The organism is Achromobacter sp. Root565 (assembly GCF_001427425.1).
In the GTDB taxonomy this organism is placed as follows: domain Bacteria; phylum Pseudomonadota; class Gammaproteobacteria; order Burkholderiales; family Burkholderiaceae_B; genus Achromobacter; species Achromobacter spanius_D.
This window is the reverse complement of sequence record NZ_LMGO01000006.1, coordinates 434789-460337: the sequence shown is the minus strand read 5'-3', so window position 1 is coordinate 460337 and position 25549 is coordinate 434789. Positions and strand designations below refer to the sequence as shown.

The following is a 25549-nucleotide window of genomic DNA, read 5'->3' as shown; positions in this document are numbered from 1 at the left end:
GTGCGGTGGCGCCGGCGAAAAAAATGCCGTCCCGAGGGACGGCATTTCTGTTTGCGCGAACGCCCGCAGGAATCAGGCGTCGTCGGACGTGTATCCCATGTTGAAGCGCAGGCCGCCCGCGTCTTCGTCCTTGCCGGGCTCGGAACGCGACTGCCCCAGACGGGCCAGGTACTCGGGCGTGATGTCGCCGGTGATGTACTGCCCGTCGAAGCACGAGGCCTCGAAGCGCGTGAGCTTGGGATTGATGTCACGGACCGACTGCTGCATGTCGTGCAGGTCCTGGTAGATCAGGCTGTCGGCGCCAATCGCGCGGGCGATTTCCTCGTCCGTGCGGCCGGTGGCGATCAGTTCGCTTTGCGTGGGCATGTCGATGCCGTACACGTTCGGGAAGCGTACCGGAGGCGCGGCCGAGGCGAAGTACACCTTGTTGGCGCCGGCGGCGCGAGCCATGTCGACGATTTCGCGGCTGGTCGTGCCGCGCACGATGGAGTCGTCCACCAGCAGCACGTTCTTGCCCTTGAACTCCATGCCGATGGCATTGAGCTTCTGGCGCACCGACTTACGGCGCACGGCCTGGCCCGGCATGATGAACGTACGGCCCACGTAGCGATTCTTGATGAGCCCTTCGCGATAGTCCAGGTTCAGGCGCGCGGCAAGCTGCATGGCGGCCGGGCGCGAGGAATCGGGAATCGGCATAACGACGTCGATGTCGCCCAGGCGCATGTTGCGTGCAACCTTGTCGGCCAGGTATTCACCCATGCGCAGGCGCGCGTCGTACACCGACACGCCGTCGATCATCGAATCGGGGCGGGCGAAGTAGACGTATTCGAAAATGCAGGGAACGAGCTGCGGATTGTCGGCGCACTGACGGGCGACCAGGCGGCCGTCCAGGTCGATGAACACGGCTTCGCCGGGCTCGACGTCGCGCACGAAGGTGAAACCGCTGCCTTCGAGGGCCACGGATTCCGAGGCGGCCATCCATTCGACGCCTTCTTCGGTTTCCTGGCGGCCGATGCACAGCGGACGGATGCCGTTGGGATCGCGGAAGGCGAGCAGGCCGTAGCCGGAAATCTGGGCCACGACGGCGTAGGCGCCGCGCACGCGCTTGTGCAGGGCGGCAACCGCGCGGAACATTGCGTCGTCATCGAGCGACACGCCGTTGGCGGCCGATTGCAGCTCGTGCGCCAGCACGTTCAAGAGGACTTCGGAATCGGAGTTCGTGTTGATGTGGCGGCGGTCGACGCGGTACAGCGATTCACGCAGTTCGCGCCAGTTGGTCAGGTTGCCGTTGTGGGACAACATGATGCCGAACGGGGCGTTGACGTAGAAAGGCTGGGCTTCTTCTTCGCTGGCGCTGGAGCCGGCCGTCGGATAGCGAACCTGGCCGACGCCGGACGTGCCGGGCAGCGCGCGCATGTTGCGCGTGCGGAACACGTCGCGCACCAGGCCGTGCGCCTTGTACATATTGAACTGGTTGCCTTGCGACGTCGCAATGCCCGCGGCGTCCTGCCCGCGATGCTGCAACAGCAGCAAGCTGTCATAGAGCAGCTGGTTGACCGGCCCGCGCCCGATGACCCCTACGATTCCACACATGGTGAGATTTCCTGGTTGATTTGAAGCTAATCAGTACGGCAGCCACGTCGCCAGGGTTGGCGGCAGCCACGTCTTGATATGTTTGATGGCCTCGATGGCCGAATGCGAAAACATGGCGTCCTGCCACCATGGCTCTTGTGGCAGCGGCGTGTACCCTGCGGCGGCGACCAGCGCCAGCACAATCAATAGACCACGGGCCAGCCCGAACATTCCGCCCAGGCCGTGATCGGCCGGGCTCAGTCCGGTGCTGCGGATCAGGGCGGCAAGCGTCATATTGACCAACCCCACGCCGAGCAACACGATGATGAACACCGCCGCGTAGGAGACTCCCATGCGCAGCAGCGTCGTTTCAATATAGGGCTCCAGCCAGGTATAGACCGTGGGGCCCCACCATATCGCGGCCACGAAGGCCAGCAGATAGGCGACCAGCGACAGCACCTCTTTGAGCAGGCCGCGCACCAGGCCCAGCACACCCGATACCACCAGGATGGCCAGCACGACGAAGTCGAAGCCGGTCACTATTGGGCGGCAATGAAACCATTGTCATAGCCCAGCGTGCGCAACCGCGCCTGGGCCGCCTGAGCCGCCTCGCGCGAGGGGAACGGCCCCACGCGCAGACGGAACTGCTGCTTGCCATTGATGGTGGCCTGCTCGACAAATGCATTGGTGACGCCGGCCTGATGCAGCTTGCCGCGGCGCGACTGGGCGTCTTCCGACGTGGTGTACGCGGCGATCTGCAGCACGAAATTGCCCTTGGAGGCAGCCGGCTTGGGCGCGTCGGGCTTGGGCGAGGACGCCGGAGCGTTGCGACCTTCGAGCAGCGCCAGGGCGCGCGCGCCGTCGTCCGAACGCGAGTCGGGTTTGGCGGGCGTCGCGGGTTTGGCCGGCTCGGGCTTGGGTTTGACCTCGGGCTTGGGCGGCGTGACCGGCGGGACTGCAGGCGTGACCGGCTGTGCGGCGGGCGCGGTGGCGTGCGGCGTGTTGGACGCAGCGGCCACGGGCGGCACGGACGTCACGCCCGGTGGCGTGGGAACGGCGGCGGGGTCGGTGGGCGCGGACGGCTCGGCCGGTGCGGTGGCCTGCGGTTCCGAGACCTGCGGCTGGAACGGCGTATTGCGTTCCGGCACCTTGATGGGAATGTTGTCGTCGACCGGGGTGGGCTGCGAATCGAGCACCATGGGAAGGACGATGACGGCTGCCAGCACCAGCGCTACGGCGCCTGCGAGCCTGCGACGCGCGCGGCCACGCAACTCGGCGGCCTGGACCTCGCTTGGCACGGCAGCCCGTTTGGAGGCCTGCGCCTGCTCGGCGGGATCTTTGCGTTTGAAAAAACCCATGGAAGAGAATTCCTTGCGGCGCCTTGCGGCATTGAGGCGGCGGGGCCGCCATGACGCGAATGGCCCGATTTGCCTATGCCTTGCGACCCAGAGCCTGCAAGACGGAGGCTACGGTGAGAAACGATCCGAATACCACGATTCTATCATTCTCCCCTGCCCGTTCGCGCGCTGCGGCAAAGGCCTGGGCGGGATCGGCGTAGGGCTGGATGCTGGGGCTTTCGCTGCCGGCGGGCAGCGGCGGGAGGGCTGCGGCGACCTGGTCCGCGAGCGCCTGGGCGGGGGTGCCGCGCGGCCCTGGAAGACCGGCGCAATACCAGTAGTCGACGCGGGAGCCGAATTTGGCCACCACGCCGGCGAGGTCCTTGTCGTTCAGCATGCCGAACACCGCGTGGGTGTACGGATGAAAGCCCATGTTGTCGAGGTTTTGCGCCAGCACGGCAGCGGCATGCGGGTTGTGCGCCACGTCGAGAATGACGGTGGGTTGGCCCGGCAGGATCTGGAAGCGGCCGGGCAGCGATGCCTGCAACAACCCCAGGCGCACGGCCTGCTGCTGCACGGGCAGCCGGTCGCGCACGGATTCCAGCGCGGCCAGCGCCGCCGAGGCGTTGAGCAACTGGTTGGCGCCGCGCAGGGCCGGATAGGCCATCCCGCTGCGGCGCTGTTCCCGCCCGCCGTACGCCCATTGCTGGCGGTCGCCCGAATAGTTGTAGTCGCGCCCGAAGAGCCACAGGTCCGCGCCGATGGCTTCGACGTGATCCAGCAGCGACTGCGGGGGCACCGGATCGCTGCAGATGGCCGGCCGGCCGCTGCGGTAGATGTGGGCTTTTTCGAAGCCGATTTTTTCGCGCGTGTCGCCCAGCCAGTCGGTATGGTCCAGGTCGACGCTGGTGACGATGGAGCAGTCGGCATCGACGATGTTGACGGCATCCAGGCGTCCGCCCAGGCCGACTTCGAGGACGACGGCATCCAGGCGCGACTGCGAGAAGAGGCGCAGAATGGCCAGCGTGGTGAATTCGAAGTAAGTCAGCGACACATCGCCGCGCGCGGCTTCGACGGCCTGGAACTGCGTGATGAGGTCCTGATCGGAGGCGATCTGGCCGTTGACGCGGGCGCGCTCGTTGAAGTCGATGAGATGCGGCGAGGTGTACAAGCCGACCTTGTAGCCCGCGGCCAGCAGGATGGCCTCGAGCATGGCACAGGTGGAACCCTTGCCGTTGGTGCCGCCGACCACGAACTTGACGCCGGGCAGCGACAGTTGCATGCGGTCCGCGACCTGGCGCACCCGGTCCAGCCCCATGTCGATCGCGGTGGCGTGGATGGACTCCAGGTACTGCAGCCAATCGGACAGGTTGGCAGCGGCGTCAGGCGTGCGGACAGAAGACATGAGACGGGTTCGCGAAAGGAAATCAGCCTGCGATTTTAGCAGTGTGTGCCCGGTGTTTTCCCTAATCCCCTAGGGTGTGGCACGGTATCCGCCGGCAGAAAGTGCTTGCCCATGTTTTTCTCATACGTAAAAATAAATTCATGTATGGAAAATAACAGGAAGAGACATGACGCAGCGTTCAACTCCCAAATGGCTGGTGCGTGAAGCCGACGTTCCGGGCTACAGCCCTGCCAACCACACCGGCACCCTCAACCGCCGGCTGATCAGCCCGGACACCGTCGGCGCCCGCGGCGTGGAGGTGCTGCTGGGCGTCATCGACAAGGGTAAAGGCGCCCTGCCGCACGCGCACCCCGGCATCGAGCAGGTCTGTTACCTGATTTCGGGCACCGCCCGCGCGCAGGTGCAGGACGAATGGGCCGACATGGGCCCCGGCGACTGCTGTTACTTCCCCCCCGACATTCCCCACGTTTTCACCGTGACGAGCGATGAACCCGCCCGGCTGCTGGTGATCTACACGCCGCCTTACGAAGAATCCCCCGATCGCGTGATCCGCGATTTTCCGGCGCCACCCCCAGCCGCTTGACGCGGCGCTTCGCGAGAGGCAGCGGCCGATAGAGCCGCGCCTTATTCCAATAAAGACAGGAGACACACCCATGCAATCCCTACGCCTGCTTGGCGCCGCGCTGGTCAGCGGCGCCGCCATGATGGCGGCTGGCCCCGCCCACGCCGCCGATTACCCCACCAAGCCCATTACCCTTGTGGTGCCCTTCCCGGCAGGATCGGGCACGGACGCCGTGGGCCGGATCTTCGGGGCCGAATTGTCGACCCTCCTTGGCCAGCAGGTCGTGGTGGAGAACAAACCGGGCGCCAATGCCACGATCGCGGCCAACTACGTGGCGCGTGCCAAGCCGGACGGCTACACGCTGTTCGTCACCACCAATACTTCCCATTCGGCCGCCCCCTGGCTGATGAAGAACGTGCCGTATGACCCGGTCAAGGATTTCACCCCGATCGCGCGCGGCGGCAACCTGCCCTTCATCCTGGTCGTGAACCCGAAGCGCCCCTGGAAGACCGTGGGCGACCTGGTGGCCGACGCCAAGAAGAACCCGGGCCGCATCACCTACGCCAGCGGCAACAGCACCGGCATCGTCGCGGGCGCCACGCTGGCCAACCGCGCCAAGATCGACATCCTGCATGTGCCCTATAAAGGCACGCCGCAGAGCCTGACCGACGTGGTCGGCGGACAGGTGGACTTCATGTTCACGGACCTGACCTCTGGCCTGCCGTTCGTGCAGTCGGGCCAACTGCGCGCCCTGGCCGTGTCCACCGCCGAGCGCAGCGCCATCATTCCCGATCTGCCTTCGATGGCAGAAGCGGGGGTGCCCGACTTCGACTTGAACTCCTGGAACGGCTACTTCGGTCCCGCCGGCATGCCGCCCGAGATCGTGGCCAAGCTGAATGGGGCCATCAACCAGATCGTGGCAAAGCCCGACGTGAAGAAGCGCCTGGCGGGACTGGGCTTCGACGCCTTCTCGAGCACGCCCGAGGCCTTCGCCCAGTTTGTTGGTGAACAGCGCGACCTGTGGGGCAAGCTGATCCGTGACGCGGGGATCGAGCAGCAATGATCGACCAGCCCCTGCCCGACACGCCCGTTGCCGGACCGCTGGCCGGCGTGCGCATTCTGGACCTCAGCTCGGTGGTGATGGGGCCGTACGCGACCCAGGTTCTGGCGGACCTGGGCGCGGACGTCATCAAGGTGGAGTCGCCGGCGGGGGACAACATGCGGGCCGTCGGACCCATGCGCAACCCGGGCATGGGGCACCTCTACCTGCACCTGAACCGCAACAAGCGCTCGATCGTGCTGGACCTGAAGACCCCCGAGGGGCTTGAGGCCTGCCTGAAACTGGCCGAAAGCTGCGACGCCCTGCTCTACAACATCCGCCCCCAGGCGATGGCGCGGTTGGGCCTGTCGTACGAAGCGGTGACGGCGCGCAACCCGCGCATCGTCTATGTGGGCGCCTATGGGTTTGGCGAGGCCGGTCCCTACGCCGGCCGCCCCGCCTACGACGACCTGATCCAGGGGCAGACCGGCATTGCCGCGCTGTCCGCGCAGCAAAGCGGCGACGTGCCGCGCTACGCGCCGCTGACGCTGGCGGACCGGGCGGTGGGTCTGCACGTCGGCATTGCGCTGGTGTCCGCGGTGCTGAGCGCCCGCGCGCTCGGGCGCGGACAGCCGGTGGAGATTCCCATGTTCGAGGGCATGGCGCACCTGGTGCTGGGCGACCACCTGGGCGGCGCGACTTTCGAGCCGCCGATGGGGCCCACCGGGTACGCGCGCCTGCTGGCGCCGCATCGCCGTCCGTACGCCACGTCGGACGGGTACATCTGCCTGCTGATCTACAACGACAAGCACTGGCGCAATTTCTTTGACCTGATCGGGCGGCCCGAGCTGTCACAAGACCCGCGCTTCTGCACCCATGGCGCGCGCGCCGCGCACATCAGTGAGGTCTATGCCTTCGTGGCCGAGGTGATCGCCACCCGCCCCAGCGACGACTGGCTGCGGGAACTGGCTCGCGCCGACATTCCGGCCTCGCAGCTCTACACCATCGACGGCCTGATCCAGGACGAGCACCTGACCGCTACCGGGTTCATCCGGGAAATGGACCACCCCTCGGAAGGCCGCATCCGCACCACCGGGACGCTGGGCCGCTATGCCGGCACGCCGACCTCGATTCGGCGTCCCGCCCCGCGGCTGGGCGAGCACAGCCGCGAGGTGCTGGCCGAGGCTGGCTACGGACAGGAACAGATCGACGCCATGCTTGCCCGTGGCATTACCCAGGACGGAAACAACGATGGACTTTGAATTCACCCCCGATCAACTGGCGCTGCGCGACGCGGTTTCCCGCATCTGCGACCGCTATCCCGACGAGTACTGGCTGGAACGGGACCGCGAGGGCGGCTTTCCGGAACCCCTGCACGCCGACCTGGCGCGCGACGGATGGCTGGGCATTGCCATGCCGCAGGAGTACGGCGGCGCGGGCCTGGGCATGACCGAAGCCGCGCTGATGATGCAGACCATCGCGGCGTCGGGCGCCGGCTTCACGGGCGCCTCCGCCGTCCACATGAACATCTTCGGGCTGAATCCGGTGGTGGTGTTCGGCAGCGACGAGCAGCGCGGCCGCTGGCTCGAACCGCTGATTGCCGGCCGCGAGAAGGCCTGCTTTGCGGTCACCGAGCCCGATGCCGGGCTGGACACGACCAAGCTGAGCACCCGCGCCGTGCGCCAGGGCGACGAGTACGTCGTGCACGGCCGCAAGATCTGGATCTCGACGGCGCAGGTGGCCAGCAAGATGCTGCTGCTGGCGCGCACCACCCCGCTATCCGAAGTTGAAAAGCCCACGCAGGGCCTGTCGCTCTTTTATACCGACCTGAACCGCGAAAAGATCGAGGTGCGCGAGATCGAGAAAATGGGCCGCAAGGCCGTGGACTCGAACATGCTGTTCATCGACGGCCTGCGGATTCCGGTGGCCGACCGTATCGGCGAGGAAGGCCGCGGCTTTGAATACATCCTGCACGGCTTGAACCCCGAGCGCATCCTGATCGCCGCCGAAGCCGTGGGGATCGGCCGCGCGGCGCTGGACCGGGCCGTCAAGTATGCCGGCGAACGTACCGTGTTCGGCCGCCCCATCGGCAAGAACCAGGGGATCCAGCATCCGCTCGCCCAGGCCTGGATGCAGCTCGAAGCCGCGGACCTGATGGTGTTCAAGGCGGCCAGCCTGTACGACGCGGGCAAGCCCTGCGGCCCTGCCGCCAATTCGGCCAAGTACCTGGCGGCCGAGGCCGGCTACAACGCCTGCCAGACGGCGGTGATGACGCTGGGCGGCATGGGGTATGCCAAGGAGTACCACGTGGAGCGGCTGCTGCGCGAAAGCTTCATTCCCCGCATCGCGCCGGTCAGCCCGCAGCTCATCATGTGCTTCATCGCCGAAAAGGTGCTGGGCCTGCCCAAGTCGTACTAGACGGAAGCTGGCGGCAGGCAGGCGCGGTTCAGGCCTGCTGCTCCAGCCCCGTGCAGGCAGCCCGCAGGATGCGGGCGTAAGTTTCCTGCTCTGGCTCGATCCGGTAGATCGGGCCGCCAACAGAAATGGCGTAATGTTCACCGGACAGCGTGACCGGCCAGGCAATCGCCCCCACGTCGGCGATGGATTCTCCGCTGTTCATGAACCACCCCCGCTGCCGAGCGGCGTCCAGGTCCGCCAGCAAGGCCTCTCGGGTCACGAGGGTGCGGTCGTTGTAGCGCGTCATGGGAATGTTGGCGAGCAAGGCGTCGCGCGCCGGTTCGTCCAGCAGTGAAAGCAGCGCTTTTCCCAGCGAATTTGCATGAACGTCCTTGAACTCGCCTGCAACGGGCGCGTATCGGATCGTATGCGGCGAATCCAGCACATCCAGGTAGACGACGCGGCCGTCCGGCGAAAGCTTGGCGAAGACGACGGTTTCTCGCGTGGCGTCCCGCAGTTCAACCAGGCTGGGATAGACCCGGTCCAGGACGGGGTCGGCCCGCGCGATGCGCTGGGCCATGGCGAGCAGGCGGCCGGTGGGGTAATAGCCCTGGCGCCGGCCCGTTTCATACAGATAGCCAAGGCTGGTGAGCGTGCGGATCAGCGCCAGGCAACTGGAGACCGGCACGTCCAGCAGGCGGGCCAGCTCCGACAAGGGCAGCGCGCGTTTCTCGCGGGCGTAGGTTTCGATGATTTCGATCACTCGCAACGCCGTCTTGACACTCATCGCCCGATCCAGACTCTTAGCACGTGAACCATCCATATGCGCGGGGCTAAAGTTCCCTGCGAGGGTGCCGTTATGGTAACTGAGAATTTCCTGAAAACAGCGCGTTCTCCGAGACGCCCCCCTCGCCGTTGGAGTGATCATGGCCGTAACCCCGTTAGCCCCCGCAGCGTTCGCGTCGTTACCGGTTTCGACCGTTATCGCCACGCCGGACCCGTCCGCCACCGCCACGCCGGCTCCGGCCAGCGCCAACAGCAACGCCTCCGGCGGCGCCACGTCCGACCAGGCAAATGCGCAGAAGTTGCCGCTCGACAAAGCCCTGGATGAGATCAATGACCAGATGAAGGCCTGGTCGACACAGCTTCAGTTTGAAATCGACCCGAACGTGCACCAGGTCGTGGTGTCGGTGATCGACGCGGAATCGGGCGATGTCCTGCGCACCATTCCGAGCGAAACGGTGCTGAAGATCGCCAAGATGATCGTGAACATGCAGGGGAACGGTATCAAGACGTCGGCCTGATCCGGCACTTAAAACACCGTTCGCCAAGATTGACGCGCGGCCCGGTGAGAGAACCGCCGAATTAGGCCCGCCTTATGCCTTTACCCGGCCGATAGCCGGGATCACATTTTTGTCAGAATTGCATCGCTAGGAAGGAATTTCAATGGCCACCATCACCAATCTCGGCGCGAACTCAGGCTTGCCCCTGGAGGATATCCTCACGAAGCTGCAAGCAGCCGAGGAAAAGAAGCTGCAGCAGTACACCGTACGGCAGACCAGCTTCGAAACCCGCGTTACGGCATACGGCCAGCTCAAGAGCGCCGTGGAAGCCGTGCAGAAGGCTGCCGCCGCACTGGGCAAGCCCGAGACGCTGGGCGCCGTGAAAGGCAGCGTGACCGGCGGTGACGCCCTGACCGCGACCGTGGCCGCCGAAGGCGCCGTGGCCGGCCAGTACACGATCAACGTGAAGAACGTTGCCACTTCCCAGACGCTGCAATCGGGCGCGGTCGCCGACCGGAAGGCGTCCAACGGCGCCACGGGTTCGTTTGAAATCGAACTGGCCGACGGCACCAAGAAGACCGTCGACCTGAAGGACGACACCTCGCTGAACGGCATCGTCAAGGCGGTCAACGCCGACGACACGCTGGGCGTGCGCGCCACCGTCATCACCGACGGCGACGGCAAGAGCTACCTGATGATGACCGCCAAGGACACCGGCGTGCAGGCCTCGGTCAAGTCCATCACGGTGACGGGCGACCAGTCGCTCAAGGACGTCCTGTCCTACAGCAGCACCGATGCCGCCAATAGCAAAATGACGGCCACCGCCGCCGTCGATGCCGAGATCGATATCAACGGCATCACGATCAAGAGCGGCACGAACAACATTTCGACCGCCATCGACGGCGTCACGCTGAACCTGTCGTCCAAGACGGAAGCGGGCAAGCCGATCACGCTGAAGCTGGAAAGCGATCCCTCGGTGGCCAGCAAGGCCATCCAGAGCTTTGTCACCGCCTACAACACGCTGCAGACGACGATCAAGAACCTGACGGCCTTCGACGCCGCCGCCGCCACCAACCAGCCGCTGACCGGCGACGGCACGACGCGCGCGATCCAGTCGTCGCTTGCCAGCGCGCTGCAGTTCGTGACGGGCGAAGGCACGATGCGTTCGCTGGCCGACCTGGGCATCACGACCAACCCGCAGACGCGCCAGCTCACGCTGGACCAGACCAAGCTGGACAAGGCCCTGGCCACGAACAGCGCCGACGTCGCGCGCATGCTGACCGGCGAGAACGGTCTGGCCGCGAATTTCGACAAGGCCACCAAGGACATCCTGAGCGACACCGGTTCGATCAAGACCAAGACCGACGGTCTGGCCAAGTCGATCGCCAACGTGAAGGACCAGTACACGCGCGCCAAGGCCGCCGGCGAAGCATCGCTGGAACTGATGCGCGCGCAGTTCGTCCAACTGGACAAATTCGTTGCGCAGCAGTCGGTCACGGCCAACTACCTGACCCAGCAATTCGCGGCCATGAACAAGTCGTCGAAGTGATAACCGAGAAGATGCATTAAATGACGTACGCCGCGCGCCGCCCCACAGGCTCATACTCTGTCCGCTCCTACGCCGATATCGGCCTGGAGACCCAAGTGATGAGCGCCACACCGGAAAGGCTGATCACCCTGCTTTACCAGGGAGCGCGCGCGGCAATCGGACAGGCGCGCCTGCACATGCAGGAAGGTCGCGTGGCCGAGCGCGGCACGGCCATCACCAAGGCAATCAAGATCGTCGACGAAGGCCTGAAGATGGGCCTGAACATGGAAGCCGGCGGCGACATCGCCGCCAACCTGAGCCGGCTGTACGACTACATCGTCCGCACGCTGCTCATGGCAAACCTGAAAGCGGACGTCGAGCAGCTCGACATCGCGGACCGCCTGCTGGCGGACCTTTCCGACGCCTGGCAGACTTCCATCGATCGGCCTGCCCCGGACGTAACGCTTTGATGGCCCCTACAACGACTATTGCCAGCCATCGCTCGCCCGAGATTTCTATGACGTCGCTCACCCAGTACTCCGCCATCCTGGAACAGTATCAGGAGATCGCCATATCAACGAGCGAGATGTTGACAGCCGCCCAGGCCGGCGACTGGGACACCGCGCTCGTGCACGGTCAGCTCTATTGTGAGCAGGTCGAGCGCCTGCGCCATGCCGAGCCCGCCAGCCCCCTGGATGAAGCCGGCCGCACCATGAAGTACGACCTGCTCGTGCGCATTCTTGAAAACGACGCGTTGACGCGTGACCTGGCGCTGCCCCAACTGGCACGGCTGGGCGAATTGCTGGGACGCATGAAGCGCCAGCAGACCTTGCTGTCGGCCTACGGCAACCAGGCGTCTGAGCAATGAGCATCGGTCCCGCCGCGCTTGGCAACGTCCTGGTGCAGCGGTTGGACGCCGTGCTGGGCACGACGATGTCCGCCGCGAACGCCAACCAGATTTCGGGCGCGCGGCCCGACGCGGTCAGCCAGCCTGGCAGCCCGGAGAAAGCCGGGCCCTCGGACGGCTCGGCCCGCGATACCCGGCAAGGCATACAAACTGGCGGCGCCCGAGGCGACCGCCAGAATACTGTTGTCGACCCCAAAACCGCCGCCGCGCTAGCGCTGGCCGCCCGGGGTCTGGTCACCAGCAGCGATACCACCGCCTCGGCGCCAACCACGCTGGGCACGACCGCACGCACCATCCTGGCCCTGCTCGCCCAATACCCCGAAGCGGCCCCGGCCGTGCAGGGGCGTGCGCCGCTCTGGAGCGCCGACGCGCAGGGCGGACAGCAACCCGGTGGCGCCGCGCCAGGCGGCCAACCCGCGGCTCAGGCCGGCCAACCCGGCCAGCCCGCGCAGGCGGGTCAGCCTGGACAGCCGGCCGCCGCGACGACGGCCCAGCTTCCGGCGTCGACCACCCTGCCCGCCGCCACCGCCACGCCTTCGGCCACTGCCGCTGCGGATGCCGCGAATGGCAACGCCAAGCCAGGCGCCGCGCATGCGGGGGACCAGGCCGGCGGCGCGAAAGGGACGCAAGCCGCATCGCATGCCTCATTGGCTGCCGGCGGCCCGTCCGCCCGCGCCCTTGGCCAGGCGTTGCGCAATGCCCTGCAGACCAGCGGCCTCTTCTACGAATCGCACCTGACCGACATGGTGTTTGGGCGCAAGAACCCGTCCACCCTGGAAAACGAGCCCCAAGCCAGGATGTCGCGCGACACCGCCGCGCACGCCAGCACCCAGGCGCGCAGCCGCGGCGAAGCCGCCGGCGCCGGCCGCTCGGGCGCCAGCGCCGATGCGCCCTCGGGCTCTGGCACGTCGTCTTCCACGAACACGCCCGGCACGCCGATCGCCGGCATCCATCAGGATCTGACCGTGCTGGTGCGCCAGCAGCTCGATGTGCTGGCCAACCAGACGCTGAACTGGCAGGGCGAAGCCTGGCCCGGCACGCAGATGGAGTGGGAAGTCGAGCGCGACCCGTACGGCGAGGACCGCGAATCGGCCGTGCCAACCTGGGCCACCCGCGTGAAGCTGGACCTGCCGCGCCTTGGCCTGGTCGACGCCCGCCTGAACCTCGCCGGCGACCAGATCGTGCTGCAGCTGATTGCGCCGCACAGCGCGGCCGAAATCAACGATTCCTCGGACATGCTACGCTCGCGCCTCCTGGCCGCCGGCCTGACCCTGAGCAATCTGACGGTCAACGTGGTTGAACCCCGTCCCGTCATCCCGACCGATTTCTGATGAACACCCCCTCCTCCCCCGCGGACACCGGCCCGAACGCCAACCGCAACGCGGCGGTCGCCATCTCGTATGACGAAAGCGACGGCGCGCCGCGCGTGGTCGCCAAGGGTTATGGCCAGCTGGCGGACACGATTGTCCGGGCGGCCGAGGAAAACGGGCTGTACGTGCACGAATCCCGCGAGCTCGTGGGCCTGCTGATGCAGGTCGACCTGGACGCACATATCCCCCCCCAACTCTATGTCGCGGTGGCAGAATTGCTCGCCTGGCTGTACCGCCTGGAATCGCGCGACATCCCCCAGGCCGCGCGGCCCGAAATCTCTACCTAAGGACGATCACCGTGTTGGATGCTGCCGATCCGGAATTCCTGCTGACCCGGCCGGAAGACATGCGCTCCGCGCTCTTCGAGCTGACGCACCCCGACAGCCACATCCTGGTGCGCGATGCCGCGGACCGGGAGATCGCCGTGCTGATCCTGGGCGCCGACAAGCAGACCCGCCAATTTTTCTGGCGGCCGCGCGACTACGACGGCGCGGATTTTGAACAGTCCGACAGCATGGGCCTGCTGAGCGGCACGACGTTCCACTTCAATGCCACCGCCTATGGCGGCGTGCAGATCCGCTTTCGCGTCCAGCGACCGGAAATCATCCATTTCGATGACGGCAGTGCGGCTTTGATGTCGCCCTTCCCCGATCGGCTTGCCCGCATCCAGCGCCGCAAGATGTTCCGCGCCTCGATGATCTCCAGCGCCAACCGCTGCATGGCCACCTGGCAACCGGCAGCGCCGGAAAAGCCGATGGGCTTCACCGTGCGCGACATTTCGGTGGACGGGGTGGGCTTGCGCGTGGGCCTGGCGGTGGGCGAGCTGCCCCAGCGCGGCGCGGTGATGGAAGACGTGGAGCTGGATTTCGGCGAGCTTGGCAAGCTGAGCGCCGACCTGGAAGTGCGCAACATCTACCCGGTGTCGGGCCAGCCGATGGCCTCGGCCGACAGCAGCACCGATGGCGAAGCGCCGAAGCACGTGTCGCTGACGGGCGAACCGCCGGTCAGCCACGTGGGCGCGCTGTTCATGAACCTGAACGCCCGCCAGGAGAACTGGCTGCAGCAGGTGGTGTGGCGTCTGGAAAAAGGCGCGCAGCGCAACTGAACGTGAAACGCAAAAGGCCTTCCCGCGGGAAGGCCTTTTGCCAAGCCGCGGGCCTTAGACGGCCATCGACGAGATTTCCTTGTAGGCCGCAACCAGCTTGTTGCGCACCTGGACCGCCGTCTGGAAGCCGAGACTGGCCTTCTGCAGGTCGATCATGACGTCGTTGAGCGAGATATCGGGCGCCCCCAGTTCGAACGCCTTGGCCTGATTGCTGGCGGCGTTCTGCGCGGCGGTCACGCGTCGAATGGAACGTTGCAGTTCCGCGGCAAAACCGTCGGGCTGCGCAACGGCGTCGCCGGCGCCCAGATTACCGGTCTCCGCCTTGCTCACGACCGAGCGCATCTGCTGGAGCATGCCTTCGATGCCGGACAAGCCTGATACAGCCATTACCTATTCCTTGCTGGTGGGTGGATTACGCCAAAGTGCACACGCAGCGTAACGCCGATCGGGCCGGCCCATAGCCGACAAGAACCGCCAAAAAACCCGACATTTCAACGAATGCCGACATCCCTGGCCGGGGATGCGGCCCCGCTTTGCGTCTTGCCGCCGACATAGGGATTAAGTAACGCCAAAAAACGGCTGTTTTCATCGATTGGGATCGCTGTCTCAGGGGCAATAATCCACGCTCTCCCCAGACCAGAAGCACGTTGCATGTGTAATCGGCCCTACCCAGACATGAAGTCATTTTCCCTGCTCCGCGAAGCCAGCGGGAGCCGTCAATGAATCAGCAGGCTACCCTGAGCTCGTCGCTTCTGGCCAAGTTCCCCGTGCTGGAACGGGTCCGCGCGCTTCCCAAGCCCGTCCTGATCGGCGCCGCCGCCGCCCTTGTCGCGGTGATCGTCGCCGTGGCCATGTGGAGCAGCGAACCGAAATACAAGGTTCTGTTCTCGAACCTGGACGACCGCGATGGCGGCGCCATCGTGACCGCCCTGGGCACGATGAACGTTCCCTACCGCTACAACGAAAACGGCACCGCGCTGCTCGTGCCCGCCGACCGCGTCTATGACGCCCGGCTGCAGCTTGCGTCGCAAGGCCTGCCGCGCGGCGGTTCCGTCGGCTTCGAGCTGATGGACAACGCCCGCTTCGGCGCCAGCCAGTTTGCCGAGCAGATCAACTACCAGCGCGGTCTGGAGGGTGAGCTGGCCCGTTCGATCGAAGCAATGCACACCGTGCAGCACGCCCGCGTCCACCTGGCCATGCCGCGCCAGTCGCTGTTCGTGCGTGAGCGCCAGGCGCCCACCGCCTCCGTGCTGCTGAACCTGTATCCGGGCCGCAGCCTGAGCGACGCGCAGGTGTCCGCGATTTCCTGGCTGGTGGCTTCCAGCGTGCCGGAACTGACCGCAGAAAGCGTGTCCATCGTCGACCAGAACGGCCGCCTGCTGTCCTCCCCGCTGGGCGAAGGCCGCGGCATGGACGCCGACCAGCTTCGCTTCGTGCGCGAGATCGAGCAGCGCACCGTCGAGCGCATCCTCACCATCCTGAATCCCCTGGTCGGCCCCGGCAACGTGCACGCCCAGGCCACTGCGGACGTCGATTTCTCGCGCCGCGAAGAAACGTCCGAGGTCTACCGTCCCAACCAGGAACCTGGCCAGGCCGCCGTGCGCAGCCAGCAGACCAGCGATTCCACGCAGCGCGGCGTCGGCCCCGCCCAGGGCGTGCCCGGCGCGCTGTCGAACCAGGCGCCCGCCGACGCGCAGGCGCCGATCACCAATCCGCCGCAGCAACAGCCGCCCCGCCCCGGCCAGCCGCCGCAGCCCAACGCGCAGCAGCAGCAACAACAGCAGCAGCAGACCGGCACCCAGGCCCCCGCGGCCAACCTGAACGAACGCCGCGACGCGACGACGAACTACGAAGTCGACCGCACCATCAGCCACATCAAGCAGCCGACGGGCAACCTCAAGCGCATGTCGGTGGCCGTGGTCGTGAACTACGTGCGCGACAAGGACGGCGAACTGCAGGCCCTGCCGCCCGAAGAACTGAACAAGCTCACCAACCTGGTGCGCGAAGCCATGGGCTATTCCGAAGGCCGAGGCGACTCGCTCAACCTGGTCAACAGCCAGTTCAACGATGGCCCGCCGCCGTTGCCGATGTGGCGCGATCCGGAAATGATCTCGCTGTTCAAGACGATCCTGGCCTGGCTGATTGGTGGCGTCCTGGCACTGTGGCTGTATCGCAAGCTGCGCCGCTCGGTGACCGAGTACCTGTACCCGCCGGTGGATCCGGAAGTGGCCGAAGCCGAGCGCGTCGAAGCCGCCCGCGAAGCCCAGGATCTGGCCCGCGCCAAGGAAACCGACCGCTACCAGGACAACCTGGAGCGCGCACGCACCATGGCCAACAAGGATCCGCGCGCCGTCGCGATGGTCCTGCGCACCTGGATGACCAAAGATGAAAAATGATTCCCTGCCAATGGACGGCATGACGCGCAGCGCCGTCCTGATGATGTCGCTGGGCGAAGACGCCGCGGCGGAAGTGTTCAAGTACCTGAGCGCCCGTGAAGTGCAGCAGGTCGGCGCCGCGATGGCGAGCTTAAAGCAGGTCACGCGCAACGACGTCGCCGTCGTGCTGGAGGAGTTCCGCCAGGAAGCCGACCAATTCATGGCCGTGACGCTGGGCTCGGACGACTACATCCGCAGCGTACTGACCAAGGCGCTGGGCAGCGATCGCGCGGCTGGCCTGATCGAAGACATCCTGGAAGCCGGCGACGGCGGCAGCGGCATCGACGCGCTGAACTGGCTGGACCCGAACACCGTGGCCGAGCTGATCGGCGACGAGCACCCGCAGATCATCGCCACCATCCTGGTTCATCTGGAGCGCGACCGCGCGGCCGGCGTGCTGGCCCTGCTGACGGACCGCCTGCGCAACGACGTGATGCTGCGTATCGCCACGTTCGGCGGCGTGCAGCCGGCGGCGTTGTCGGAGCTGACCGAAGTGCTGAACTCCGTGCTGGCTGGCCAGGGCGCCAAGCGCAGCAAGATGGGCGGCGTGCGCACCGCGGCCGAGATCCTGAACATGATGAACTCGACGCAGGAAGAGACCGTGGTCGCCAGCCTGCGCGAACGCGACAATGACCTGGCGCAGAAGATCATCGACGAGATGTTCGTCTTCGACAACCTGCTCGACGTCGAGGACCGCGCCATCCAGCTCATCCTCAAGGAAATCGACAACGACACGCTCATGGTCGCGCTCAAGGGCGCCCAGGAAGAGCTGCGCGCCAAGTTCCTGCGCAACATGTCCAGCCGTGCGGCCGAAATGCTGCGCGAGGACCTGGAAGCCCAGGGCCCGATCCGCATGTCGAAGGTCGAAACCGAACAGAAGAAGATCCTGCAGATCGCCCGCCGCCTGGCGGAAAGCGGCCAGATCGTGCTGGGCAACTCCGGAGACGACGCGTATGTCTGACGCGGACAACGGCGCGGCGACGCTCATCTCGCGCAGCGCCGCCTGGCGTCGCTGGCAGATGCTGTCGTTCGACGAGCCGGCGCCCGTCGAAGTCGAACCCGAGCCCGAACCCGATCCGGGTCCCGATCCCGCCGTGGTCATGGCGCAGTTGCGCGCCCAGGCCATCGCGGAAGGACACGAGGAAGGATTGGCGCGCGGCCACGCCGCGGGCCAGGAAGCCGGCCAGCAGGCAGGCTACGAGGCCGGCCTTGCCGCCGGCCGCGAAGCCGGTCATGCGGAAGGCCTGGCCCAGGGCCGCGAACAGGGCGCCGCCGAGGCGCAACGCCTGCACACGCTGGTCGAAGCCTGCGCCGTGTCGATCGGCGCGCTGGAAGAAAAGATGGGCCAGAGCCTGCTGACGCTGGCACTGGACATTGCCCAGCAAGTGGTTCGCACCACCCTTGCCGAACAGCCCGAGACGGTCGTGAACGCGGTTCGCGACGTCCTGCACATCAATCCGACCGCTGGCGGCCAGATGCGCCTGTGGGCGAACCCGGACGATATCGAGCTGATCCGCCTGCACCTGGCCGACGAACTGAAGGAAGGCCATTGGCGCGTGCTGGCCGATGAATCCATTCTGCGCGGCGGCTGCCGCGCCGAGACGCCTTTCGGCGACATCGACGCCACCTTGCAGACCCGCTGGCGCCGCGTGGCCGCCTCGCTCGGCCGCAACGCAACCTGGGAGGAGCCGGTGTGAACGGCAATCCGGCCTCCGAGCAATCCGGCCAGGCGCCCCTCGCGGGCGCCGCAGCCGCTTCCGCGGCGGCCAAGCCGACCGCGCCCGTGCTCGACCGCTGGCAGACGCAACTGGAGATCGGCTCGATCCGCGCGGCGTCCACCGATCCGTGGCTGGTCAGCGGCAAGATCACGCGCGCGACCGGCCTCGTGCTGCACGCCACCGGCCTGCGCCTGCCCGTCGGCGCCGCCGCCCGCATCGAGATTGCGCGCGGCCACGACCATTGGGCAGACGCCGAAGTCGTGGGCTTTGACGGCCACACGCTGTACCTGATGCCGCAGGCCGACATTTCCGGCCTGCCCCCCGGCGCGCGCGTCGTGCCCGGTGAACCGCCCGTGCAGCGCCAGATTCCGCTGCCGCGCAAGGCCGAACTGAACGGCAACGCCAAGCCCCAGCTTGGCCGCCACCTGCCTGTCGGCAACGCGCTGCTCGGCCGCGTGCTGGATGGCGCCGGCCGCCCGCTGGACGGACTGGGTCCGCTGACGGGCGCCGAACTCGCTCCCCTGTCGGCCCAGCCCATCAATCCGCTGTCGCGCGCGCCCATCGACACGGTGCTGGACACGGGCGTGCGCGCCATCAACGGTCTGCTGACCGTCGGCCGCGGTCAGCGCATGGGCCTGTTCGCCGGCTCCGGCGTCGGTAAATCGGTGCTGCTGGGCATGATGGCCCGCTACACCAAGGCCGACGTCATCGTCGTGGGCCTGATCGGCGAGCGGGGCCGCGAAGTGAAGGAATTCATCGAGCACAACCTGGGCCCCGAAGGCCTCGCGCGCTCGGTCGTGGTGGCCGCGCCGGCCGACGTGTCGGCGCTGCTGCGCCTGCAGGGCGCCGCGTATGCGACCCGCCTGGCCGAGCATTTCCGCGACCAGGGCCTGGACGTGCTGCTGATCATGGACTCGCTGACCCGCTACGCGATGGCGCAACGGGAAATCGCGCTGGCCATCGGCGAACCGCCCGCCACCAAGGGCTATCCGCCGTCGGTATTTGCCAAGCTGCCGATGCTGGTGGAACGCGCGGGCATGGGCGCGCCGGGTCCGTCCGGCAAGGCGGGCTCCATCACGGCGTTCTATACCGTGCTGGCCGAAGGCGACGACCAGCAGGATCCGATCGCCGACTCGGCGCGCGCGATCCTGGACGGCCACGTCGTGCTGTCGCGGCACCTGGCCGAATCGGGCCACTACCCCGCCATCGACATCGAAGCGTCGATCTCGCGGGCGATGACCTCGCTCATCACGCCGCAGCAGTTCTCGATCGTGCGCCGCTTCAAGCAAAGCCTGTCGCGCTACCAGCGCAATCGCGACCTCATCGCCGTCGGCGCCTACGCCGCCGGCAACGACCCGCAGCTGGACGACGCCATCGCGCGCTACCCGCGCCTGGAAGCCTTCCTGCAGCAGGACATCGGCGAGAACATCGGATACGAAGACGCCGTCAATCAATTGCGAGCCAGTTTCGAATCACGGGACACCTATGCCTAGCCAACTGCCTCTGGACATGCTGATCAACCTGGCCAAGGAGAGCACGGACGAAGCCGCCCGCCTCCTGGGCCGGCTGACCGCCGAACGCAGCAATGCGCAGCGCCAGCTTTCCATGCTGCACGACTACCGTCAGGACTACCTCGAGCGCCTTCAGACGGCGATGACGAGCGGCATGGCGGCCAGCGACTGCCACAACTATCAGCGCTTCATCGGCACGCTGGACGACGCGATCGGCCAGCAGCAGGGCGTGCTGCGCCAGGCCGAGGACAACCTCACTAAGGGCCAGCTTTACTGGCAGCAGGAAAAACGCAAGCTCAATTCCTACGATGCCCTGGCGCAGCGCGAGCAGCGCGCCCAGGCCCTCGTGGATTCGCGCCGCGAACAGCGCGCCAACGACGAATACTCCGCCCGTCTGGTCCAGCGCCAGGCCAGCGGCATGCATTAAGCAGTTCCACACAGGAAGCCCAAGATGACCGCTCCCCTGCCCTTGCCTTCGCTTGCACCGGCCGCCCCGACGTCGATGAACGACGTGCTTGGCGCCAAACCGGCTGCCTCGAACAAGAAAGACAAAGGACCCTCCTTCTCGGACGTGCTGGCTCAGCAACGTCCGGCGCAGCAGCGGCCCAACCAGGCCGCCGACGCCCGTCCCGCAAACGGCAACAGCAAGACGCCGTCCAAGGACGGCAAGGCCAGCGATCCCGCCAGCACGGCCGAAGGCGCTGCCGGCGGCGCCATCAATGATGCAGTGCAAAGCGCCGCGCAGGCCGAAGCCGGCGCTCTCGCCGTCGCCGCGCAGCAACCGGTGGCCGCGTCCGACCTGCCGCAACAAGCCCTGGAGATCGCGGCCCAGGCCGCCGAGCAGGTGCAGCTTGCGCGCGGCAATGCCGCTGCGACCGCCACCGCCATGAACCAGGGCGCTGCCGTGCTGACGGCCGCGCTGAACGCCGCCGACACGCTGGTGCCGCAGGCCGCGCTACAGGCGCAGACGCCGGTGGCCGCGACCGCCGGCCAGGCGCAGGCCGCGGCAGCGCAAATCGCCCGCGAAGCCGAAGCCGCGCTGCCGGTGGTCACCGCCGCCGTCAAGCCGGGTTCCGCCCCGCTTGCCCAGGCCCCCGTCGACCCCAAGGCAGCGGTCAAGACCGACGCCTCGAAGGCCGCGCCGGAACTGCCCCTGCCGCGCGTCGCGCGCGATGTGCCCGCGGATCAAAAAGAAGGCGCACCCGCGCTGCCCGCCCACGTGGCCGACGAAGAGCAGCCCGACCTGCTGGCCGGCACGACCCCGCAATTCCAGGCGCCGCAGCATGGCGCCAACCCGCAGGAGGCGCTGGCCCACGCGCTGGCCGCCGCCACGCAGCGCCAGGCGCTGCCGGTCGTCAACCAGGCCGCCATCGCGCAGCCGATCGTTCCCGTCGTCATGCAAGTGGCCACCCCGGTCGGCGCAACCCACTGGGGCACCGAGCTCGGCCAGCAGATGGTCATGATGAGCAGCAACGTGCGCCAAGGCATGCAGACCGCCGAACTGCGGCTGGATCCGCCGGACCTCGGTCCGCTGCGCGTCAGCCTGAACCTGGCGGACGGCGTGGCCACCGCCTCGTTCGTGTCGGCGCATGCGTCGGTGCGCCAGGCGATCGAAGTCGCGATTCCGCAGTTGCAGCAGGCGCTTGCCCAGGCCGGCATCTCGCTGGGCCAGACCAGCGTCGGTGAACAGGCCGCGCAGCAGGAATTCGCGCAGCAAGGCGGCAACGGCTCGCAGCGTCAGCAAGGCGGCGGCGCCGCAGTGGCGGACGGCGGGGCGGATGCCGCCCAGCCCGCGGTGACGGTGTCGCGCAATGCCAACGCGCTGGTCGACACGTTCGCGTAATGATCCGGCGGCCCGTATCCGGCAACGGATGCGGGCAGTGCAGCAATAGCTTGAGATACGCGGCTTTCGCCCTGTTTTTCGCCTCCAAGCGGCGGCGTGAATTCGGGCAGAATGCTTTCATCCACTAAGAATCCGTTTTCACCAGCGGCAAACACGCATCGAACTCCAGATGGCGACAATCAAACCCATTCCCGCGCCGGCGCGCGGCGCGTCCTCCGGCGGCATCGGCCGCATTCTTCGCCCGCTGCTGGCGATCCTGGTGCTGCTGCTCGTTGCCGCCGCCAGTGCGGGCGCAACCTGGTTCATCACGCAGCGCCTGCAGCAACCGCAAGGCGGCGCTCCGGTGCAGCTTGGCGTCGGCCAGGTGCCTGGCGGCCAACCCGGCCAGCCTGGTCAACCCGGTCAGCCGGGCAGCGTGCAAGGCCAGCCGGGCCAAGGCCCGCAGGCCACGCCGACGACCTTCGTCGCGCCGTCCGCCACCCCGATCGCCGTTCCCGCGCCGATCTTCGTGCCGATCGAAGCCTTCACGGTCACGCTGCAGAACGCGGACACGGAACGCATCATGCACGTTGGCCTGACCCTGCGCGTCAGCGACGAACATACCCGCACGCGTCTGGAAAAGTACATGCCGGAAGTGCGCAGCCGCATCCTGATGGTCCTGTCGTCCCAGTCGCCCACTGCCGTGCAAACGCAGCAAGGCAAGAACGACATGGTCGCGGCCATCAAGCAGGCAGTGAACCGTCCCTTCTCGCCCTTGCCTGACGGCCAGTACGTGACCGACGTGCTGTTCACGGCGTTCGTGGTGCAATAAGCATGGCCTACGAGGCGTTTCTTTCGCAGGACGAAGTCGATGCGCTGCTGGCTGGCGTCACCGGCGAGAGCGATAGTAAAAAGGAATCCGACGGCCAGAACGCCGGTGCGCGCGCCTACGACCTGAGCTCGCCCGAGCGCGTCGTGCGCCGCCGCATGCAGACGCTGGAGCTCATCAACGAGCGGTTTGCGCGCAACATGCGCAACGTGCTGTTGAACTTCATGCGCCGCAGCGCCGACATCACCGTCGGCTCGATCAAGATCCAGAAATACGCGGACTTCGAGCGCAACCTGCCTGTTCCCAGCAATCTGAACATGATTCAGATGAAGCCGCTGCGCGGCACGGCGCTCTTTACCTATGACCCGAACCTGGTGTTCCTGGTCATCGACAGCCTGTTCGGCGGCGATGGCCGCTACCACACGCGGGTCGAAGGCCGGGACTTCACCACCACCGAACAGCGCATCATCCGGCGCCTGCTCAACCTGACCCTGGAAAGCTACGGCAAGTCCTGGGACCCCGTCTATCCGATCGAGTTCGAATACGTCCGCTCGGAGATGCACACCAAGTTCGCCAGCATCACCGGCAACAACGAAGTGGTGGTCGTCTCGTCGTTCCACATCGAATTCGGCGCGACCGGCGGCGACCTGAACATCTGCCTGCCGTATTCCATGATCGAGCCGGTGCGCGATCTGCTGACGCGTCCGCTGCAGGAAACCACGCTCGAGGAAGTCGATCAGCGCTGGTCGCAGCAGCTTTCCCGCCAGGTGCGCAGCGCCGACATCGACGTGGTCGCGGAATTTGCCCGCATCCCGTCGTCGATCCGCGAACTGATGAGCCTGAAGGTCGGCGACGTCCTTCCGGTCGACGTGCCTGAAACCGTCATCGCCCACGTCGACGACGTGCCGCTGATGGAATGCGGCTACGGCGTCTTCAACGGCCAATACGCCCTGCGCGTACAAAACCTGTTTACCCACGATACAGAACCCAACGAGGCCTCTGACCATGACTGACAAGAACGAGCCCGGCACTGGCTCGTCCCCGGCCGACGACTGGGCCGACGCGCTCGCCGAACAATCCCGCGCCAACCCGCCCACGCAAGCCGACGGTCTGAAGCCGCAGGACGACTGGGCCGCCGCGATGGCCGAACAGGCCGCTGCACCCGAAGCAGCGGCGCCTGCTCCCGCCCCGGCGCCGGCCCCGGCTCCCGCCGCGGCACCGGCTGCCTCGGCATCGGCCGCCGCGTCCGTGTTCAAGCCGCTGGCCGGCGCCACGCCCGGCCAGGGCACCGACATCGACCTGATCATGGACGTACCCGTCCAGTTGACGGTTGAGCTGGGCCGCACCCGCCTGACCATCAAGAACCTGCTCCAGCTGGGCCAAGGCTCGGTGGTGGAACTGGACGGCCTGGCCGGCGAACCGATGGACATTTTCGTCAACGGCTACCTGATCGCCCAAGGCGAAGTCGTCGTCGTCGAAGAAAAGTACGGCATCCGCCTGACCGACATCATCACCCCGTCCGAGCGGATCAACCGCTTGAACAACCGTCGTTGATCCCTGGCGCCATGACCGAACCTGCCCTGCTGCGCGTCATCATCGGCCTTGTGCTGGTGGTGGCCGCCATTCTGGCCGCCGCGTGGCTTGCCAAGCGCGCCGGACTGGTCCAGCGCGGCGGCGGCAACGTGCTGCGCCAGGTTGCCAGCATGCCGGTCGGTCCGCGCCAAAGCGTCGTCGTCGTCGAGATCGAAGACACCTGGCTGGTGGTGGGCGTTGGCCCGAACCAGCTCACCACGCTGCATACCCTGCCCGCCGGCCAGTTGCCGGAGGGTTCGCCTCTGCCCACGGCCGCTTTCGCGGCCAAGCTGGGCCAGGCACTCAAGCGCCGCTAGGGCTGTACGCCCCGGCGCGAATCAAGCGATACCCATGAGTTTGCCTTCTCGCACGTCTACCGCCCGCGCCGCCCAGCGTGCGCTGCCCATGCTGGCTGCCGCCGCGGTGCTGGGCCTGGCCTTCTTCCCGGCCGGCGTCGTGGCGCAGGCCACGCTGCCCGCGCTGACGGCCACGCCGGGCGCGAACGGCTCGCAGACCTACTCGCTCAGCATGCAGACCATGCTGCTGATGACGTCGCTCTCGTTCCTGCCGGCGGCGCTGCTGATGATGACGGGCTTCACGCGCATCATCATCGTGCTGGGCCTCTTGCGCAGCGCGATGGGCACGGCCATGTCGCCGCCCAACCACGTGCTGATCGGCCTGGCCCTGTTCCTGACCTTCTATACGATGTCGCCGGTGTTCGACAAGATCTACACCGACGCCTATAAACCTTTGTCCGAAGGCACGATCCAGTTCGAGGCCGCGGTCGAACGCGCCGCGAATCCGCTGCGCACCTTCATGCTGCACCAGACGCGCGAGAACGACCTGTCGCTCTTTGCCAACCTGGCCAACCAGCCCGCGCTGGAAGACCCCTCGCAGGTGCCGATGCGCATCCTGGTGCCGGCCTTCATCACCAGCGAGCTGAAGACCGCCTTCCAGATCGGCTTCACGATCTTCATTCCCTTCCTCATCATCGACCTGGTGGTTGCCAGCGTCCTGATGGCGCTGGGCATGATGATGGTGCCGCCCGTCACCGTGGCGCTGCCGTTCAAGCTGATGCTGTTCGTGCTGGCCGACGGCTGGAACCTGCTCATGGGCTCGCTGGCCCAGAGCTTCTACCAGTAACGCGGAAAGGAGAT

General features: G+C 66.7%; 28 protein-coding genes. 22 read left to right on the top strand and 6 right to left on the bottom strand.

The window, feature by feature from the left end; all coding sequences use genetic code 11:
• Nucleotides 1–72 precede the first annotated feature (72 nt).
• The 4 genes from purF to folC all read right to left on the bottom strand — a co-directional run bounded on the left by purF (nucleotide 73) and on the right by folC (nucleotide 4314).
• Nucleotides 73–1593, bottom strand: a complete 1521-nt coding sequence (purF, locus tag ASD71_RS23490; protein WP_056570275.1) for an amidophosphoribosyltransferase — start codon at nucleotides 1591–1593, stop codon at nucleotides 73–75.
• A 30-nt stretch (nucleotides 1594–1623) separates the two neighbouring features.
• A complete protein-coding gene (locus ASD71_RS23485) occupies nucleotides 1624–2112 on the bottom strand; it encodes a CvpA family protein (protein WP_056316730.1) in 489 nt (162 codons plus the stop codon).
• Nucleotides 2112–2930 carry an SPOR domain-containing protein gene (locus ASD71_RS23480; protein WP_056570273.1) on the bottom strand — a complete coding sequence of 273 codons (819 nt, stop codon included), beginning with the start codon at nucleotides 2928–2930 and terminating at the stop codon, nucleotides 2112–2114. Before ASD71_RS23480 ends, ASD71_RS23485 begins: the two co-directional genes overlap by 1 nt.
• Nucleotides 2931–3003: 73 nt before the next feature.
• Nucleotides 3004–4314, bottom strand: a complete 1311-nt coding sequence (folC, locus tag ASD71_RS23475; protein WP_056570272.1) for a bifunctional tetrahydrofolate synthase/dihydrofolate synthase — start codon at nucleotides 4312–4314, stop codon at nucleotides 3004–3006.
• A gap of 166 nt (nucleotides 4315–4480) precedes the next feature.
• Between folC and ASD71_RS23470 the strand changes: the two genes are divergently transcribed.
• The 4 genes from ASD71_RS23470 (at nucleotide 4481) to ASD71_RS23455 (ending at nucleotide 8333) form a co-directional block, all read left to right on the top strand.
• Entirely contained in the window at nucleotides 4481–4897 is a 417-nt protein-coding gene (locus ASD71_RS23470; protein ID WP_056570270.1) for a cupin domain-containing protein, read from the top strand.
• 70 nt (nucleotides 4898–4967) lie between these two features.
• On the top strand, nucleotides 4968–5939 hold the full coding sequence (locus ASD71_RS23465; RefSeq protein WP_056570268.1) for a tripartite tricarboxylate transporter substrate binding protein: 972 nt from the start codon (nucleotides 4968–4970) through the stop codon (nucleotides 5937–5939).
• Nucleotides 5936–7177 carry a CaiB/BaiF CoA-transferase family protein gene (locus ASD71_RS23460; RefSeq protein WP_056570266.1) on the top strand — a complete coding sequence of 414 codons (1242 nt, stop codon included), beginning with the start codon at nucleotides 5936–5938 and terminating at the stop codon, nucleotides 7175–7177. The genes ASD71_RS23465 and ASD71_RS23460 overlap by 4 nt, the downstream gene beginning before the upstream one ends.
• Nucleotides 7167–8333, top strand: coding sequence for an acyl-CoA dehydrogenase family protein (locus ASD71_RS23455; protein WP_056570264.1), 1167 nt, complete (start codon nucleotides 7167–7169; stop codon nucleotides 8331–8333). The genes ASD71_RS23460 and ASD71_RS23455 overlap by 11 nt, the downstream gene beginning before the upstream one ends.
• Nucleotides 8334–8361: 28 nt before the next feature.
• Here ASD71_RS23455 and ASD71_RS23450 read toward each other — a convergent pair whose 3' ends face one another.
• Nucleotides 8362–9099: an IclR family transcriptional regulator gene (locus ASD71_RS23450; protein WP_056570263.1), complete on the bottom strand. Its 738-nt coding sequence runs from the start codon at nucleotides 9097–9099 to the stop codon at nucleotides 8362–8364.
• Nucleotides 9100–9238: 139 nt separating this feature from the next.
• Between ASD71_RS23450 and ASD71_RS23445 the strand changes: the two genes are divergently transcribed.
• The 7 genes from ASD71_RS23445 to ASD71_RS23415 all read left to right on the top strand — a co-directional run bounded on the left by ASD71_RS23445 (nucleotide 9239) and on the right by ASD71_RS23415 (nucleotide 14505).
• Nucleotides 9239–9616 (top strand): flagellar protein FlaG, encoded by a 378-nt coding sequence (locus ASD71_RS23445; protein WP_056570262.1) that lies wholly within the window; start codon nucleotides 9239–9241, stop codon nucleotides 9614–9616.
• A gap of 142 nt (nucleotides 9617–9758) precedes the next feature.
• Nucleotides 9759–11144, top strand: a complete 1386-nt coding sequence (fliD, locus tag ASD71_RS23440; RefSeq protein ID WP_056570260.1) for a flagellar filament capping protein FliD — start codon at nucleotides 9759–9761, stop codon at nucleotides 11142–11144.
• Nucleotides 11145–11164: 20 nt separating this feature from the next.
• The gene (fliS, locus tag ASD71_RS23435) at nucleotides 11165–11593 is read left to right on the top strand and encodes a flagellar export chaperone FliS (RefSeq protein WP_056570258.1); all 429 of its coding nucleotides are present in this window, start codon (nucleotides 11165–11167) and stop codon (nucleotides 11591–11593) included.
• Nucleotides 11594–11640: 47 nt separating this feature from the next.
• Nucleotides 11641–11991, top strand: coding sequence for a flagellar protein FliT (locus tag ASD71_RS23430; protein ID WP_056570256.1), 351 nt, complete (start codon nucleotides 11641–11643; stop codon nucleotides 11989–11991).
• The gene (locus tag ASD71_RS23425; RefSeq protein ID WP_056570254.1) at nucleotides 11988–13361 is read left to right on the top strand and encodes a flagellar hook-length control protein FliK; all 1374 of its coding nucleotides are present in this window, start codon (nucleotides 11988–11990) and stop codon (nucleotides 13359–13361) included. Before ASD71_RS23430 ends, ASD71_RS23425 begins: the two co-directional genes overlap by 4 nt.
• Nucleotides 13361–13687: an EscU/YscU/HrcU family type III secretion system export apparatus switch protein gene (locus ASD71_RS23420; protein ID WP_056570252.1), complete on the top strand. Its 327-nt coding sequence runs from the start codon at nucleotides 13361–13363 to the stop codon at nucleotides 13685–13687. The genes ASD71_RS23425 and ASD71_RS23420 overlap by 1 nt, the downstream gene beginning before the upstream one ends.
• A gap of 14 nt (nucleotides 13688–13701) precedes the next feature.
• Nucleotides 13702–14505 carry a flagellar brake protein gene (locus tag ASD71_RS23415; RefSeq protein WP_056570250.1) on the top strand — a complete coding sequence of 268 codons (804 nt, stop codon included), beginning with the start codon at nucleotides 13702–13704 and terminating at the stop codon, nucleotides 14503–14505.
• 54 nt (nucleotides 14506–14559) lie between these two features.
• Here the strand turns inward: ASD71_RS23415 and fliE are convergent, their stop codons facing one another.
• Nucleotides 14560–14892 (bottom strand): flagellar hook-basal body complex protein FliE, encoded by a 333-nt coding sequence (fliE, locus tag ASD71_RS23410; RefSeq protein WP_056570247.1) that lies wholly within the window; start codon nucleotides 14890–14892, stop codon nucleotides 14560–14562.
• Between the two features lie 332 nt (nucleotides 14893–15224).
• Here fliE and fliF point away from each other — a divergent pair, with 332 nt between their 5' ends.
• The 11 genes from fliF to fliP all read left to right on the top strand — a co-directional run bounded on the left by fliF (nucleotide 15225) and on the right by fliP (nucleotide 25535).
• Nucleotides 15225–16901, top strand: a complete 1677-nt coding sequence (gene fliF, locus ASD71_RS23405; protein WP_056570245.1) for a flagellar basal-body MS-ring/collar protein FliF — start codon at nucleotides 15225–15227, stop codon at nucleotides 16899–16901.
• Complete coding sequence (fliG, locus tag ASD71_RS23400) at nucleotides 16891–17901, top strand: flagellar motor switch protein FliG (protein ID WP_056316680.1); 1011 nt, start codon at nucleotides 16891–16893, stop codon at nucleotides 17899–17901. Before fliF ends, fliG begins: the two co-directional genes overlap by 11 nt.
• Nucleotides 17894–18637 (top strand): flagellar assembly protein FliH, encoded by a 744-nt coding sequence (gene fliH, locus ASD71_RS23395; protein WP_056570243.1) that lies wholly within the window; start codon nucleotides 17894–17896, stop codon nucleotides 18635–18637. Before fliG ends, fliH begins: the two co-directional genes overlap by 8 nt.
• Before the next feature lie 86 nt (nucleotides 18638–18723).
• Nucleotides 18724–20151, top strand: a complete 1428-nt coding sequence (fliI, locus tag ASD71_RS23390) for a flagellar protein export ATPase FliI (protein WP_056570602.1) — start codon at nucleotides 18724–18726, stop codon at nucleotides 20149–20151.
• Nucleotides 20144–20596 carry a flagellar export protein FliJ gene (gene fliJ, locus ASD71_RS23385; RefSeq protein WP_056570241.1) on the top strand — a complete coding sequence of 151 codons (453 nt, stop codon included), beginning with the start codon at nucleotides 20144–20146 and terminating at the stop codon, nucleotides 20594–20596. The genes fliI and fliJ overlap by 8 nt, the downstream gene beginning before the upstream one ends.
• 24 nt (nucleotides 20597–20620) lie before the next feature.
• Nucleotides 20621–22012, top strand: coding sequence for a flagellar hook-length control protein FliK (locus tag ASD71_RS23380; RefSeq protein ID WP_056570239.1), 1392 nt, complete (start codon nucleotides 20621–20623; stop codon nucleotides 22010–22012).
• A gap of 169 nt (nucleotides 22013–22181) precedes the next feature.
• A complete protein-coding gene (gene fliL / locus ASD71_RS23375; protein ID WP_056570237.1) occupies nucleotides 22182–22823 on the top strand; it encodes a flagellar basal body-associated protein FliL in 642 nt (213 codons plus the stop codon).
• Between the two features lie 2 nt (nucleotides 22824–22825).
• Nucleotides 22826–23833: a flagellar motor switch protein FliM gene (gene fliM, locus ASD71_RS23370; protein WP_056570235.1), complete on the top strand. Its 1008-nt coding sequence runs from the start codon at nucleotides 22826–22828 to the stop codon at nucleotides 23831–23833.
• Nucleotides 23826–24374: a flagellar motor switch protein FliN gene (gene fliN / locus ASD71_RS23365; RefSeq protein ID WP_056570233.1), complete on the top strand. Its 549-nt coding sequence runs from the start codon at nucleotides 23826–23828 to the stop codon at nucleotides 24372–24374. Before fliM ends, fliN begins: the two co-directional genes overlap by 8 nt.
• A gap of 11 nt (nucleotides 24375–24385) precedes the next feature.
• Nucleotides 24386–24709 (top strand): flagellar biosynthetic protein FliO, encoded by a 324-nt coding sequence (fliO, locus tag ASD71_RS23360; RefSeq protein ID WP_056570231.1) that lies wholly within the window; start codon nucleotides 24386–24388, stop codon nucleotides 24707–24709.
• 34 nt (nucleotides 24710–24743) lie between these two features.
• Entirely contained in the window at nucleotides 24744–25535 is a 792-nt protein-coding gene (fliP, locus tag ASD71_RS23355; RefSeq protein WP_369818995.1) for a flagellar type III secretion system pore protein FliP, read from the top strand.
• The last annotated feature ends 14 nt before the right edge of the window (nucleotides 25536–25549 follow it).

Bases quoted from the DNA above. Each gene is read 5' to 3' on its own strand.
- purF (WP_056570275.1), bottom strand. From the start codon at position 1,593: ATGTGTGGAATCGTAGGGGTCATCGGGCGCGGGCCGGTCAACCAGCTG.
- ASD71_RS23480 (WP_056570273.1), bottom strand. From the start codon at position 2,930: ATGGGTTTTTTCAAACGCAAAGATCCCGCCGAGCAGGCGCAGGCCTCC.
- folC (WP_056570272.1), bottom strand. From the start codon at position 4,314: ATGTCTTCTGTCCGCACGCCTGACGCCGCTGCCAACCTGTCCGATTGG.
- ASD71_RS23470 (WP_056570270.1), top strand. From the start codon at position 4,481: ATGACGCAGCGTTCAACTCCCAAATGGCTGGTGCGTGAAGCCGACGTT.
- ASD71_RS23465 (WP_056570268.1), top strand. From the start codon at position 4,968: ATGCAATCCCTACGCCTGCTTGGCGCCGCGCTGGTCAGCGGCGCCGCC.
- ASD71_RS23460 (WP_056570266.1), top strand. From the start codon at position 5,936: ATGATCGACCAGCCCCTGCCCGACACGCCCGTTGCCGGACCGCTGGCC.
- ASD71_RS23455 (WP_056570264.1), top strand. From the start codon at position 7,167: ATGGACTTTGAATTCACCCCCGATCAACTGGCGCTGCGCGACGCGGTT.
- ASD71_RS23450 (WP_056570263.1), bottom strand. From the start codon at position 9,099: ATGAGTGTCAAGACGGCGTTGCGAGTGATCGAAATCATCGAAACCTAC.
- ASD71_RS23445 (WP_056570262.1), top strand. From the start codon at position 9,239: ATGGCCGTAACCCCGTTAGCCCCCGCAGCGTTCGCGTCGTTACCGGTT.
- fliD (WP_056570260.1), top strand. From the start codon at position 9,759: ATGGCCACCATCACCAATCTCGGCGCGAACTCAGGCTTGCCCCTGGAG.
- fliS (WP_056570258.1), top strand. From the start codon at position 11,165: ATGACGTACGCCGCGCGCCGCCCCACAGGCTCATACTCTGTCCGCTCC.
- ASD71_RS23430 (WP_056570256.1), top strand. From the start codon at position 11,641: ATGACGTCGCTCACCCAGTACTCCGCCATCCTGGAACAGTATCAGGAG.
- ASD71_RS23425 (WP_056570254.1), top strand. From the start codon at position 11,988: ATGAGCATCGGTCCCGCCGCGCTTGGCAACGTCCTGGTGCAGCGGTTG.
- ASD71_RS23420 (WP_056570252.1), top strand. From the start codon at position 13,361: ATGAACACCCCCTCCTCCCCCGCGGACACCGGCCCGAACGCCAACCGC.
- fliE (WP_056570247.1), bottom strand. From the start codon at position 14,892: ATGGCTGTATCAGGCTTGTCCGGCATCGAAGGCATGCTCCAGCAGATG.
- fliF (WP_056570245.1), top strand. From the start codon at position 15,225: ATGAATCAGCAGGCTACCCTGAGCTCGTCGCTTCTGGCCAAGTTCCCC.
- fliG (WP_056316680.1), top strand. From the start codon at position 16,891: ATGAAAAATGATTCCCTGCCAATGGACGGCATGACGCGCAGCGCCGTC.
- fliH (WP_056570243.1), top strand. From the start codon at position 17,894: ATGTCTGACGCGGACAACGGCGCGGCGACGCTCATCTCGCGCAGCGCC.
- fliJ (WP_056570241.1), top strand. From the start codon at position 20,144: ATGCCTAGCCAACTGCCTCTGGACATGCTGATCAACCTGGCCAAGGAG.
- ASD71_RS23380 (WP_056570239.1), top strand. From the start codon at position 20,621: ATGACCGCTCCCCTGCCCTTGCCTTCGCTTGCACCGGCCGCCCCGACG.
- fliL (WP_056570237.1), top strand. From the start codon at position 22,182: ATGGCGACAATCAAACCCATTCCCGCGCCGGCGCGCGGCGCGTCCTCC.
- fliM (WP_056570235.1), top strand. From the start codon at position 22,826: ATGGCCTACGAGGCGTTTCTTTCGCAGGACGAAGTCGATGCGCTGCTG.
- fliN (WP_056570233.1), top strand. From the start codon at position 23,826: ATGACTGACAAGAACGAGCCCGGCACTGGCTCGTCCCCGGCCGACGAC.
- fliO (WP_056570231.1), top strand. From the start codon at position 24,386: ATGACCGAACCTGCCCTGCTGCGCGTCATCATCGGCCTTGTGCTGGTG.
- fliP (WP_369818995.1), top strand. From the start codon at position 24,744: ATGAGTTTGCCTTCTCGCACGTCTACCGCCCGCGCCGCCCAGCGTGCG.